Below are 13067 nucleotides of genomic sequence, written 5' to 3' on the forward strand. Positions count from 1 at the left end.
ATTGACTTGTCTGAAATACAAATTAATTTTATTGGAGGAAACAATGCTGGTTAGCTATTGCTTTCATTAAATAATCTACTATAAACTTGTCATCCGCAACCATTTAAAATCTAACCTGAATTCCCGCTGCGCCATAGAGCGCGCCCCTGAATGAATAGCCTTTATCCTGAAATATGGTTTTCAAGCTTCTATCGGTTATTTGTGCGGTGCGCGTAGCATTTACGCCAAATGTGAGGGGGATGGTGATGTGTTTATCTAACTTTATTTCAGGGCGAAGGCCGAACACTACATATTGATGCGTAAATATTTTATCTTTTCCATCCTGTTCCAGTAAAGCCATCTGGCCGTTTACCTCCATCACCAGACTCAGTTTTACATTGGGGTTGACATTATAGCCTGCTGATATTTCAAGACCATCGCGCAACGAAGCCTGTATGGAATAGCGTCCTGCCGTTTTCCAGTTCACGTAAAAAGCAGGAAACAGCATAGGGAATCCAAAAGAATTATTAAGGGCAAGGCCGCCTCCCAAATCAAGATTGGGTTTTAAATGGCGGATAAATACAGCACTCACACTTCCCAGCACATTTTTGAACTTTATTTGTGACAGATGGCTGGTGGGCATGAAAATGCCGCCACCTATACCGGTGCGTAGCGACCACCGGTTATTCAGGGGGCGCAGGTAAACCACACTTACCCCTACATTCAACACCTCGTTAATCACAAGCGGTTCTGTAAAGTTTTTATTATTAAGATTTACATAGGTTCCCCCAACGGCAACAGACCACATTGTTGGCCGGTTTAATTCGTTTAGTTTTTTGTATAAGGGAATGTTAACACCACCTTCATAGATGATGGCCGAGCCCCTGCTATTTCCTATTCGCTGACTGGACTCGCCTTCTGTCATCTGATAAGCTGATTCTGCGAAATACGCGGTTTTGAAAAATGCCTGTGCATTGCTTTTGGTATAAGTAATACCTATCATAAACACACCAATAAATAATGACCTCATAGTTGTTGAATAAATGTTTGGATGAATGCAGACGTTGGTAGCGCCATTAAAACAAAGTTGAATTGAATGGCTGCGGGATGGAAATAGTATTGACGGATTGCCGTTTGCCTTTGACGCCTGGTAACAGGGCTATACTTTATTCCTGCTAACTTTGCAGTATGACACTTTTGAAAAATTATGATCGGTTTGTGATGCTGATCTGGCTATTCCTGACCATGGTTTTCTGGTTCCGGTATATACCGTATTCATCAATGGCAGAAGGTGGTTTACTTGCATTGTGTATGATGGCATGTTTATATCCCTTTACCACTTTTTTAAGCAAAAGCCTGTTGCAGAAAGCAATGCGGCAACGGAGAATGCTTTTGTTTGCCGGGCAGTTTTTTCTGGTATCTGCTATCTCAGCATTGTTTATACCTGCTATTCTTCATGGCTTTCTTTACCTGGAAAACAATGGTTTTTTTCCACCGTCAAACTTGTTACTGGGGCGCAATCTTTACAGTATTATGTATATCAATGCCCTTTTGGTTGCTTTATTTGTAAATTTTGGATTTTGCGGATTGAGATTTCATGAAGAGAGCATGAAACTGCACGAAGCGTTGGTTGCATCTCAGCTACAAATTCTTCAACAACAGATCAGCCCGCATTTTATGTTTAATGTGTTGAACCATATTAATATATTAATGCAGGAGGATGTTACTTTAGCATCTTCGCTGCTGATACGGTATTCCAAAATATTGCGTTATCAGCTGGATAGCGATAAAAACAGTAAAGTAAGCATAGCACAGGAGATTCAGTTTTTAAAAGACTTTATTGAGATTGAAAAGGTAAGATGGGGAAATGAACTCGCCATTCAATGTACATGGGAGGTTGCGGATAGCCTGAAAGCGTTTCCCCCGCTGTTGTTGATTACCTTTATTGAGAATGCCTTTAAACACGTGGCCCGGGGTATATCTGAAATGGGGTATGTAAACATCGTTTTTAAGCAAAAGGGTAATGCAGTTTGTTTGGAGGTGGAAAACTCAAAATCGAACATTCAAAAGGAGAAAGACCCCGTTTCGGGAATGGGACTGGTGAACGTGAAGAAACGTTTAGACATTCTTTACAGCGGGAATTATAGCCTTGCTGTCAGGGATACTGAAACAACTTATTACACTAAACTTACGGTTGAATTATAAGTATATGGCGGAAGTAGTATCAAAACAAACAAGCGGCCCGGTATTAAAGTGCCTGGTGGTTGATGATGAGCCAATTGCAATAAAAGGGGTTATTAATTTTATTAACCAGCTGAATTTTTTAGAGGTGGCAGATACCTGTACTTCTGCCATGAAAGCAACAGAGATTTTAAAAACGAAAGATATTGATCTTATGTTTCTGGACATCAATATGCCGATGCTTTCCGGACTTGAATTTTTGCAGTCGCTGGATAAAGCGCCGCTTGCTATTTTAACCACCGCTTACTCAGAACATGCATTGGAAGGCTTCCGGTTGAATGTTGTGGATTACCTGATGAAACCCCTGGAGTTTCAGCGTTTTTTTCAGGCGGCCAACAAGGCGCTGGGCATATACCAATCCCGTTTGGTATTACAAAACACTAAAGAAGGCAACGATTCCGATATGTATATCCGGCAGGGAGATACCTTTCAGCGAATAAGCTGGCAGGATATTCTATTTGTGGAAGGCATGCAGAATTATCTGAAACTACATTTCAAAGAAAAGACTTTCATTATCCATCAAACTATGATTTCTTTAGAGGAGATGCTGCCTAAAGATTCCTTCTTCAGAATTCATCAATCTTTTCTCATTAATACCCATAAAATAGATGCTATATCCGGCGGCAGGGTATTTATTGATGGCAAACAGCTCCCTATTTCACGCCACAGAAAAGAAGCGCTGCTGAAAGCGGTGGTATACATTAAGCTGATTAGTAAATAAGTGTTTAGTATTCCATTACAAAAGAGGAGGAACTATTGCCAATTCCTCCTCTTTTAAAGCTTATAGAACGGGTATATTACTTAATCGTATATATTTTGGTATCCATTTCTGCCAGTCTGAAATAGCCCAGCGCATAGTTTTGGCTATTCGTTTGATTGATAATATTACCGCGTACCTCACCTGGTGTTGCGGGGAAGGGGTTGCCATCGTTGCCGGAAGCCAGTATTAATTTGAACATGTAGTTGTAATAGCTTTTCGAAATTCCGTATAGTTTTATGTCTATCTGGTCTCCGGCTTTTAGCTTTTCATGCGAGTAGGACTCCTGCATTATATTGCCATTGGTATGTTCATCATCTTCTACTTCAAGTTCGGGAAAGGGCGTGTGCGGCTGGCTAATACTGTTTAAATAAGCATTTGCCTGGCTGGCATCATCCTTATAGGAAAATGTAATTTCAATTTCATCACCAGCTTCACCTCCTTTGTTGTTCTGTTCAATAGTATCTTCAATTTTGGGAACAGACGTGAATGTTTCTGATGCAGTATAGGTTTCGCCGTTTAAAACAATTTTTAAGTTGTAAGTTTGGCCAATAACAGGGATGAAATTGTTGCAAACATATTGTCCTGTGCCGGGCGTTTCTATAAATTCAAAAACTGTATTTAACGGGTTTGTTACAGTAATAACTGCTCCTGAAACGCCCGGAAATTGAGGGCTGTAATAACCTGTTGTTGTAGACAATACAATCTTTTGATTATTGCCTGCTGTATTTTTTTTCCAGTTTATAGACGCATCTATAACCAGCCTTGGTGAGGCCGTTGTAAGATCTGCATGAACAGCCTTCTCGCATCCTGCCACAAACAGCACAACGGATAGAACTATAATTTTTTGTAGTAGTTTCATATAATATATTTTATAAGTAGGTGAGAGGCTGCTAAAATTTGAAGTTGTAGGTTACGCTGGGAATAATGCCGAAAATGGAGGTTCTCCTGGTTTCATTTATGCCCATATCTTCATTCTGCCTGAAAGCGTATGATGCGGCGTTACTTCTGTTGTAAAGGTTGTAGATGCTGAAATTCCATTCACCCTGCCATCCTTTTTTCTTGTTGGGTTTAGGTGTGTAAGTTGCAGATACATCTAAGCGGTGGTAGGCAGATAAGGAATTGGCATTTCTTGCGCCGTAACCCGCAACCGTAATGCCGTGATATTGATATTTTCCATTGGGAAATGTGGCTGCCTTACCAGTCTGGAAATTGAAAATAGCCCCGATTGACCATTTGGGATTAAAAGTATAAGCGCCGGTAACAGCCAGGTTATGCAATTTATCGTAATTAGCCCTGTACCATTTGCCGTTATTGATGCCCGGTTCCTCGGCATTTCGTCCTGGTGTTCTTTGTTCTGCTTTAGAAAGCGTGTACGAAACCCAGCCCGTTAGCTTGCCTGTATTTTTCTTCAGCATCATTTCTAAACCATACGCTCTTGCTTCCCCATTTAACAGCACTGTTTCTACAGCATCAATTCCCAGTAAATCTGCACCGTCAATATAGTCAGCTTTGTTTTTTATTTTTTTATAGAATGTTTCAGCCTCCAGAGAATAGGTATCGCCTTTAAGATTGTGAAAGTATCCCAATGCTACCTGGTCTGCAATTTCCGGTTTAAGGTATTGGTCTGTAGGTGCCCATATATCAAGCGGAGTGGCAGAGGCAGTATTGGAAATTAAATGAACATATTGGCTCATTCTGGTGTAACTGGCCTTGATGGATTGGTTGGTATTCAGTGCATAAGCAATGGCTAGTCTTGGCTCCAGGTTGCCAAAGCCTGCTATCTTTTTGTTTTTACTATAGTTTATGGTTCCTGTTGAAGTAGCCGATTCATAAATATGAAACTCCTTATTAAAAACAACCGGCTGATTATTGGCATAGGTGTACACTTCCTGCGCGCCTAATCTTTGAAAGTTGCTATAGCGAAGTCCATAATTCAGCGATAATTTTTCAGAAAGGTTTTGTTCCGTGCTGATATATGCTGCATTTTCAAAAGCATATTTTTTGGCCAACTGGTCTGGGTTGATAGCTGAACCTTCTCCAAATGGCCTGATGGTTCCGGGGTTAAAACTGTAGTAAATGGAATTTACACCATAGTTTAAAGTAAGGTTATTGGAAAGATAGTGTTTGAAATGGTATTTAACATTGTAGTTCTTTACGTTTGCCTGCCAGTCAATACCAACGGTTTTTACTTTAATCTGGTAGTTGTAATCACTATAAATAGCAGATGCATTAGAGAAGATTTTGTCTGAGAATATATGGTTCCACCGTAAGTTAAAAAGCTTGTTGCCGTAGCTGTTTATGAAACTGTTATTAAAATTCAGATTATCGTTACCAAAATACCCTGATACAAAAACATTGTTTTTGTCGTTGAATTTATAGTTAAACTTGGTGTTCAGATCGTAGAAGTAGGCTGAATTGGGTTCGTTTGCCAGTTTCAGAAAAAGATGTGCATAAGAGCCTCTTCCCGCAACTACAAAAGAGCTTTTTTCTTTAGCAATAGGGCCTTCCACAAGCAACCGGCTTGATACCAATCCGATACCCCCGTTTACATGATACTCCTTGTTGTTCCCTTCTTTCTGATAAATATCCAGAACGGATGATACACGTCCTCCAAAATGAGCGGGAATGCCTCCCTTGTAGAGTTTCAGGTCTTTAATTACATCCGCATTAAAAACTGAAAAGAACCCGAATACATGCGAGGTGTTATAAACAACCGCTTCATCAAGCAGTACCAGGTTTCCATCAACAGAACCACCTCTTACGTTAAATCCTGAAGCACCTTCCTGCGCATTGGTAACACCTGGAAGCTGTAAAATGGATTTTAATACATCTACTTCACCCAAAACAGCGGGCATCTTTTTTATGGTGGCAATGGACAGTTTATTGGTGCTCATTTCCGGTTTACGGATGCTTTCTTTGGTTGTATGGGTTTTAATTACCACGTCACCCAATGTTTTACTGCTTTCTGTCATCCCAAAATTCCTTTTTGTGTTTTCAGTCAGCGTTATGGTTTCTTCTATATTATCAAAACCCACGTGGCTTATGATAATGGTGTAAGTGCCTTTGGGTACTGTAGTAGTATAAAATCCGTAGGAATTGGTGGTAATACTTACTTTCACCTCCGGAATGCTGATAGTTACGCCAATAAGTGTTTCGGTATTGGACTTATTGGATATAGTGCCACTAAGGGTAACTTTCTCCTGCGAATAGGCACGGCCCACAAAAGCAAAAAAGAGTACCAGTAAGGATAGGATGCTGCTTTTCATTTATGAATGATTGGAGTTTAAATGTTTCAATTTTCGGCTAAACTATATTTTTGTTGTACCCGCATATTTTATATATACCAAATGCCTTACTTTATATAGCAAAGCAGCTTGAGTATCTGGTAAGTAAATGGCACGTTAATACTTCAGCGAAGCAATAGCCGGATGTTGAAGTATTGAGTTGTCTATTCACGTTGTGCAATACCGTTTATACACATGAGCTGAAATGGGAAGTGCACGGGAAGTAGCTGAGTGAATCAAGTTGCTTGCTTTGGTATATAATAACCGTGCTTTGGTATATTTAAGTTTTGTGTTTGTTACGTACCGCTATATTTACCGGAAAATTTAAATGGGATTATGGATAAAGCCTTGCACATAAAAACTACCAATGCCAATGGTATGCTTCAGTTGATTATTTCCGGTAAAAACCGGGTTCAAAGGCATTTGTTGTTAATACTGTTTTGCATGGTTGTTTTGTATTACAGTCCGCCGGATTATATAGAGCCTTATGAAACCTATAACCGGCTGGTTATTTTTTTTCAGATGATTGTATTGGCCTATAGTAACATGTATTTTTTTGTTCCCCGGTTTTTGTTCAGGAAAAAATACCTGAGTTATGGTGTTTTTGTGTTTTCGGGTATGATTCTTACGTATTACATGCATGAAGCGGTTTGCCGTTTTTTAAAACCCGGCTTACTACCTTATGAAGATGATAGTATCAGCTTTCTGACCTTTTCGTTTATGGTAATGGTGCTTATTGTTGCATCAGCGGCAGTTAAATTATTTCAGCAGTGGATAGCTGATGCTCAACTGATTCATGATCTGGACCTGGCAAAAACCAATGCCGAACTGGAGCAACTCAAAAATCAGATCAATCCGCATTTTCTGTTTAATATGCTCAACAATGCGAATGTTTTAATTGAAGACGACCCTAAAAAAGCTTCGCAGGTTTTGATGAAGCTAAGCGATCTGCTTCGGTATCAGCTTTATGACAGTTCGAGAGATAAAGTGTTATTAACTTCAGAAATTCATTTTTTAGAGGACTTTTTAAACCTGGAAAAAGTGAGACGGGATAACTTTAGTTTTTTAGTATCCAAAGAAGGGGAGTTGAGTGGCGTACAGGTTCCTCCCTTATTGTTTATTTCGTTTGTTGAAAATGCTGTGAAGCATAATAATGACACAGCGAAATTATCTTATGTAAACTTTTTTTTCGATGTTCGCCGTACGGAGCTTTTTTTCAAATGCATAAACTCAAAACCCGCTGTAAAAGCAGTTAATAAATCAGGGGGATTAGGCCTGGCCAATATTAAAAGAAGACTGGAGCTGCTGTTTCCTGCTTCTCATGATTTGAAAATAGAAGACAATTCAGAAACATACAGCGTTACCTTAACTTTAAAATTATAGCATGAACTGCATAATAGTAGATGACGAGCCATTGGCAAGAAAAGCTATTGAAAAGCTGGTTGGGCAAACAGAAAATCTGGAATCTATAGCTTCCTTTAACGGAGCAGATGCTACCAGAGAATTTCTGGCAAAAAATGCTGTTGATTTAGTATTTCTGGATATTCAAATGCCGGGAGTGAATGGAATTGAATTTGCCAGAACGATACCCAAAAAAACGTTAGTGGTGTTTACCACCGCTTATCATGAATTTGCTTCTGAGAGTTATGAAGTGGATGCTATTGACTATTTAATAAAGCCTGTAAAATTAGAACGCTTTCAAAAAGCCGTTGAAAAAGCACAGACGTATTGCAGATTATTCCATACGGATAATATAAACAGTAATATTGAAAATATAAGTGACGACTATATTTTCGTAAGAGCAGAACGCCGGATTTACAAAGTACATTTTAGCGATATTATTTTTATAGAGGGCTTAAAGGATTATGTGGTTATTCATCTGGAGAACCAAAAGGTGATTACGCTGATGAATATTAAAACTATTTACGATTTAATTCCAAAGAATTTCTTTGTGAGAGTCAGCAAATCTTATATAATCAATGTAAACCATATAGATTCCGTAGATAACAATACCGTGTATATGGGGAAAAATGAAATACCCATTGGCAATATTTACAGAGATTTCTTTTTTGATGAATTTGTAACCAGGAGAATTTTGACTAAGTAATCACTTCAGGCACCTTGTGAGAAGCGGGGCAGGGATTGTTAAAATAACGAAAGCTGGGCATTGCCAGCTGCACCGTCCAGCTCTGTGATATTGGAAACGCCCACACCCAATAGCCGGATTTTGACATTATCCAACCCCGATTTTACAAGCAACTGGAAGGCGGTAGCTGCAATAGTTTCCCTATCCGAGATGGAGACAGGATGCGAATAACTTCGGGTAAGCAACCTGAAATTGCTATACCTGATTTTTAAAGTGATAGTGCGGCCTTTATACTTGTTTTGTTCCAGGCGGCTGGACACAATGGCAGAAATGCGTTCTATCTGCTCCTTTAGCTCCATAATATTGCTGAGATCCGTTATAAACGTATCTTCTGCACTAACAGACTTTATTTCACGATTGGGTTCTACAGGCCGGTCATCAATGCCACGGACAATTTTATAAAAGAAGTGCCCGTGTTTACCAAACAGTTTTGTCAGTTCTGCTTCGTCCAGCTTTTTAAGATCAGCTCCTGTAAACAGGTGTAAGGCATTCATCTTATCTGCGGTAACCTTGCCAACGCCATGAAAGTCCTCCACAGGCAGGTTTTCGATAAACGCAGTTACTTTGTCCGGAGCAATAAAAGTAAGTCCGTCTGGTTTGTTCATGCCCGAAGCTATTTTGGCCACAAATTTATTGATAGACACCCCGGCTGATGCTGTCAGTTGCAGTTCATCCCGGACGGCAGATTTTATCTGTTGGGCGATGGCGATTGCTGAAACAATCTGTTGTTTATTTTCAGTAACATCCAGGTAGGCCTCATCCAGCGAAAGCGGTTCTATTAAGTCTGTATACCGCTCAAAAATAGACCTGACCTGCCGGGATACTTCCTTATACACCGCAAACCGGGGTGTTACAATAACCAGGCCCGGACACAGCTGAACAGCCCGCTTCATTGCCATAGCCGACCGTACGCCAAACTTCCGTGCCTCATAGCTGGCTGTAGCAACAACACCCCGCTGCTCAGGCAAACCACCCACTGCAATGGCCTTGCCTTTTAACAACGGATTATCCCGCTGTTCTACCGATGCATAAAATGCATCCATGTCAATATGAATAATCTTTCGCTGCGTCATATCAGGCTGAAGTTCCTCTCATACATAGCGCAAAATTAGCCTATATCCAAATCTGGATGATAGGGAAAAATTGATCCCTATGCGAATCGTAACTCCGTACTTGTAAGGAACGAACGTACTTCAGACATTTGTACAAAGCATGTAAAATGGATTATCAAAACGAACTATCAGACAAAATTGCCCTGGTAACAGGAGGTACAAAAGGAGCAGGAAAGGCCATTGCAGAAAGGTTGTTACAAGCTGGTGCAACGGTAATTGTAACTGCAAGGAATGCGCCCGAAAAAGAAAACAGCAGCCTGCATTTTATTGCTTCCGATTTAAGCAAGGCACACGATGCGCAAAAACTAATCAGCCAGGTGCTGTCAACCTACGGCAGGTTGGATATACTTGTAAACAATCTTGGCGCTTCCTCAACACCCGCCGGTGGTTTTTCAGTATTGACTGATGAGGATTGGATATCTACCCTGCAAGCCAATTTGCTGGCACCTGTAAGGCTTGACAGTGGATTTTTACCCCAAATGATTGCCAGGAAAACGGGGGTTATTATTCACATCGCTTCCATCCAGGGCAAATTGCCACTATACGATTCTACCTTGCCGTACGCAGCTGCAAAAGCGGGGTTAATTAATTACAGTAAAAGTTTATCGAATGAGGTTACGCCCAAAGGTGTACGCGTGCTGACTGTTTCGCCAGGATGGATTAATACAACAGCATCGATAGCCTGGCTGGGTGAGATTGCCAGAAATTCAAACAGTACGGTAGAAGAAGCGCAGCAAGGTGTTATGGATGCATTGGGTGGAATACCTTATGGCAGGCCCGCCGAACCGGAAGAGGTTGCTGAATTGGTTGGCTTTTTGGTTTCACCCAGAGCCAGCTACTTAACAGGAACCAATTTTGTTATCGACGGTGGAACGGTGCCCACCATTTAATAACCCTTTAAAAGTATACACACATGAAACTGCCAAAAATAGTAGAAGACCTGGTGCAGGCACAAAACAATCTGGACAATGTGGCTTTTGCCGCCTGTTTTTCTGAAACGGGCGAAATGATTGACGAAGGCAAGCCCTATAAAGGGCGGATTGCCATTCAAGATCTTATCGCTGAAACAAATGAAAAATACCGGTCTGTAATGAAGCCGCTTGCATACACCGAAAACGGTACAGCAAGCGTTCTTGCCGCAGAGGTTTCCGGAACATTTCCGGGAAGTCCGGCGGTGCTGAAATTTCACTTCAATATCATGGACGGGGAAATACAGTACCTGAAAGTGACCGGATAATAAGTTGTCGCAAATGCGACCTTAATTTGTCGCATTTGCCCGCTTTTAACCGTTATTGTATTTATAAATTGCCTTATAAATGCGAGCCGATGGAAAAATTAGCGATCATTAATGAGGATAAAACTTTAGACGTGCAAATGTCTAAGTTGAATGGTTCTTCTTTTCAAACGGTGATGATGAATGCTCTTTTGTTAAACGATGTGAGTATGACCCATTGCAAAATTATAAATGCTAACCTGAGCGACCTTGAAATTGAAGGTGCCCAGATAGGAGGCGCTTATATTCATAATATTGGCGGGCCACCGGAGGACCATCCAGCTTACGATCCTGCCTTCAAACAGCGACCCGTGAAGTTTGAAAATTGCGACCTGAATAACAGCAGCTTCAGCAATTGTGATTTAAGTGATGTTGCTATAACTGACTGTAATTTAAGCGGCATGCGTATCAACGGTATTTTGGTGACAGATCTGTTGAGTGCTTACGATAAGTAATGATTTTCCTACAAAGGGCGGGGTGCAATTTTAAGCGTTCTTTCCGCAGAGGTGTCCGGAGCATTTCCGGGAAGTACTCTGGTGCTGAATTCATTACCTGAAAGTGACCGGATAAATTAACAGTGAGCGTGAACGGAACCAATCACGCTCTATTTATCACGTAAAAAATCCCCTGCTTCGCAGCAGAGGATTTTAGCGTATTCGTTATTGTAAAAGTGTTACCTGAACCACTTACTCAGCAACTTCTTCATCAGCAAACCTACAATCACACTCACCACACCGCCAATGGCGGCCATTGCGGCTGATTTTACAAGGTCGCTGCTGCTGAAGCTGGTTGCCACTGTGCAAATGATACCACCGGTAATACCGGCATTGGCTCCGAAGCTTGGAATTTGCTGGCTCATAATTAATCGATGTTTTTGCTGTTATCGTCTGTGGTGGTAATGGTAAGCTGGCTGATGGCACCGGTTATGCTACCCGCCAGAGTAAGGTAACTGGCTATGGTGCCTGCCACTGCCGGTAAGTCTGCCGCATTGGCCATAATAGCGCCACCCGTAGCGGCCAGTACCAGGCCTATGTTGCGCAGCTTTTTAAAAAAGGGTGGAGTAGGGGCTTGTGCCCTTTGTACAATGCTGATTAATTTATTGGAGTTCATTTTTTACAATTTGAATGGTTACAGAATGTTTTTGTTGTAACGCGGCGTATACCTGCTGTAGCAGTGGCCGGAATGCCAGGCGGCTTTTATCTCCACAGCCGGGGCCGGTGAGTTTGCTTACCGGGGCAATGCAGCCTTGCAGTTCACGTATTGCGTTGTTGGCCGGGTGTATCAGAATTAAACTTCTGTTGGGAATGTTTTTCAATAACAAACATTCACCATGGTTGGGGCTAAGTCTTTTTACCAGCGGATACTCACCCTCGGGTATACAGGATACCCGGGGTTCGTTATCGCGCCATGGAAGTTCAATTGTGTAACACAACAGTTGATTATTCAGCATCAGCAGGCCATTGGTGCCGTTGCTGTAGTAGGTGCGGTGCAGTATTAGTTCCATGGTATTTTGTTTTAGCCACCAAATACAATGGTTTCAATAGCTGCCATCTCGCCTATATCTTCTTTGCCGTCAAAATAGCGCGCACTGTATTCGCGTATCTCAGGCTTAAACGGCTCCTGTAACGGACGGGTATCAATGAAGGGCGGAGTTTTATCATTGCCCAGTTTATCCCATCCATTGGTGCCTTTCAGGCGGCTGTATATGGTAATGCTTTTCATCGTTTGCAGATTAAAGCTTACTTCTACCTGACCGGGAAACTGACGCAGGCTAAGCGTAGGGCGCAGGTCTTTGGGGTCAATTACGCTTACCGTACCTACAATGCCCAATGCACCGCCCAATGCCTCTGTGTAATTTACGTGGGCTTTCATTTGCTGTGCATACCTGGCAATAACCGCTATATCTACTTTGCGGCTTATGTTTTTGGCCGCTACGGCTTCTTCCAGTTCGCGCTTTTTCAGTTCCACTAATTCCACTGCTGTTTTGTAGTTAATGGCTGCGGTTTGTATTTCTGTTACGCCTGCTGCATCAACACCCAATTGAGGGCAAATGGTGGGCGCTTTTTCGTTAACCGTTCCGGCCCAGTTACCTGCCTGGGCATCTATTGTAGGAACGAAATAGGTATATACTTTCATGACTGTTTACTTGTTGAATGAATAATGAGTCAGCGGTTTTTTTAACCCTTCCTAAGCTTTGCCTGTTTTTCTGCGCAGTAACCGGTTAAACAGGTAAAGCTTTTTCGGGGCGAACGGCCGTTCTTTTGTTTGCCGC

General features: G+C 41.5%; 15 protein-coding genes. 7 read left to right on the forward strand and 8 right to left on the reverse strand.

Features of this window, described 5'->3' with window-relative positions; genetic code table 11:
• Nucleotides 1-103 precede the first annotated feature (103 nt).
• Nucleotides 104-1009 carry a DUF6268 family outer membrane beta-barrel protein gene (locus tag IEY13_RS15480; protein WP_188953687.1) on the reverse strand — a complete coding sequence of 302 codons (906 nt, stop codon included), beginning with the start codon at nucleotides 1007-1009 and terminating at the stop codon, nucleotides 104-106.
• Nucleotides 1010-1167: 158 nt separating this feature from the next.
• On the opposite strand from IEY13_RS15480, the gene IEY13_RS15485 reads away from it, so the two are divergent.
• Together IEY13_RS15485 and IEY13_RS15490 are read left to right on the forward strand one after the other, a co-directional pair.
• On the forward strand, nucleotides 1168-2184 hold the full coding sequence (locus IEY13_RS15485; protein WP_188953689.1) for a sensor histidine kinase: 1017 nt from the start codon (nucleotides 1168-1170) through the stop codon (nucleotides 2182-2184).
• A gap of 4 nt (nucleotides 2185-2188) precedes the next feature.
• The gene (locus IEY13_RS15490; protein WP_188953691.1) at nucleotides 2189-2941 is read left to right on the forward strand and encodes a LytR/AlgR family response regulator transcription factor; all 753 of its coding nucleotides are present in this window, start codon (nucleotides 2189-2191) and stop codon (nucleotides 2939-2941) included.
• A gap of 76 nt (nucleotides 2942-3017) precedes the next feature.
• Here the strand turns inward: IEY13_RS15490 and IEY13_RS15495 are convergent, their stop codons facing one another.
• Both IEY13_RS15495 and IEY13_RS15500 read right to left on the reverse strand, forming a co-directional pair.
• On the reverse strand, nucleotides 3018-3839 hold the full coding sequence (locus IEY13_RS15495; RefSeq protein ID WP_188953693.1) for a DUF4249 domain-containing protein: 822 nt from the start codon (nucleotides 3837-3839) through the stop codon (nucleotides 3018-3020).
• Nucleotides 3840-3870: 31 nt separating this feature from the next.
• Nucleotides 3871-6246 (reverse strand): TonB-dependent receptor, encoded by a 2376-nt coding sequence (locus IEY13_RS15500; RefSeq protein ID WP_188953695.1) that lies wholly within the window; start codon nucleotides 6244-6246, stop codon nucleotides 3871-3873.
• A gap of 654 nt (nucleotides 6247-6900) precedes the next feature.
• Here IEY13_RS15500 and IEY13_RS15505 point away from each other — a divergent pair.
• Nucleotides 6901-7647, forward strand: coding sequence for a sensor histidine kinase (locus IEY13_RS15505; RefSeq protein WP_229687883.1), 747 nt, complete (start codon nucleotides 6901-6903; stop codon nucleotides 7645-7647).
• Between the two features lies 1 nt (nucleotide 7648).
• Nucleotides 7649-8371, forward strand: a complete 723-nt coding sequence (locus IEY13_RS15510; protein WP_188953699.1) for a LytR/AlgR family response regulator transcription factor — start codon at nucleotides 7649-7651, stop codon at nucleotides 8369-8371.
• A 38-nt stretch (nucleotides 8372-8409) separates the two neighbouring features.
• Here the strand turns inward: IEY13_RS15510 and dinB are convergent, their stop codons facing one another.
• Nucleotides 8410-9483 carry a DNA polymerase IV gene (dinB, locus tag IEY13_RS15515; protein ID WP_188953701.1) on the reverse strand — a complete coding sequence of 358 codons (1074 nt, stop codon included), beginning with the start codon at nucleotides 9481-9483 and terminating at the stop codon, nucleotides 8410-8412.
• A 146-nt stretch (nucleotides 9484-9629) separates the two neighbouring features.
• On the opposite strand from dinB, the gene IEY13_RS15520 reads away from it, so the two are divergent.
• The 3 genes from IEY13_RS15520 (at nucleotide 9630) to IEY13_RS15530 (ending at nucleotide 11250) form a co-directional block, all read left to right on the forward strand.
• Nucleotides 9630-10412 (forward strand): SDR family oxidoreductase, encoded by a 783-nt coding sequence (locus IEY13_RS15520; protein ID WP_188953703.1) that lies wholly within the window; start codon nucleotides 9630-9632, stop codon nucleotides 10410-10412.
• A 23-nt stretch (nucleotides 10413-10435) separates the two neighbouring features.
• Nucleotides 10436-10759, forward strand: a complete 324-nt coding sequence (locus IEY13_RS15525) for a nuclear transport factor 2-like protein (protein ID WP_188953705.1) — start codon at nucleotides 10436-10438, stop codon at nucleotides 10757-10759.
• A gap of 89 nt (nucleotides 10760-10848) precedes the next feature.
• A complete protein-coding gene (locus IEY13_RS15530) occupies nucleotides 10849-11250 on the forward strand; it encodes a pentapeptide repeat-containing protein (protein WP_188953707.1) in 402 nt (133 codons plus the stop codon).
• 218 nt (nucleotides 11251-11468) lie between these two features.
• Here the strand turns inward: IEY13_RS15530 and IEY13_RS15535 are convergent, their stop codons facing one another.
• The 4 genes from IEY13_RS15535 to IEY13_RS15550 are packed head-to-tail and all read right to left on the reverse strand — an operon-like array spanning nucleotide 11469 to nucleotide 12931.
• Nucleotides 11469-11654, reverse strand: a complete 186-nt coding sequence (locus tag IEY13_RS15535) for a hypothetical protein (protein WP_188953709.1) — start codon at nucleotides 11652-11654, stop codon at nucleotides 11469-11471.
• A gap of 2 nt (nucleotides 11655-11656) precedes the next feature.
• Nucleotides 11657-11905 carry a hypothetical protein gene (locus IEY13_RS15540; protein WP_229687884.1) on the reverse strand — a complete coding sequence of 83 codons (249 nt, stop codon included), beginning with the start codon at nucleotides 11903-11905 and terminating at the stop codon, nucleotides 11657-11659.
• A complete protein-coding gene (locus IEY13_RS15545; RefSeq protein WP_188953711.1) occupies nucleotides 11892-12299 on the reverse strand; it encodes a DUF5675 family protein in 408 nt (135 codons plus the stop codon). The genes IEY13_RS15540 and IEY13_RS15545 overlap by 14 nt, the downstream gene beginning before the upstream one ends.
• Nucleotides 12300-12310: 11 nt before the next feature.
• Entirely contained in the window at nucleotides 12311-12931 is a 621-nt protein-coding gene (locus IEY13_RS15550) for a hypothetical protein (protein ID WP_188953713.1), read from the reverse strand.
• Nucleotides 12932-13067 lie beyond the last annotated feature (136 nt).

Source organism: Filimonas zeae, assembly GCF_014641615.1.
In the GTDB taxonomy this organism is placed as follows: domain Bacteria; phylum Bacteroidota; class Bacteroidia; order Chitinophagales; family Chitinophagaceae; genus Filimonas; species Filimonas zeae.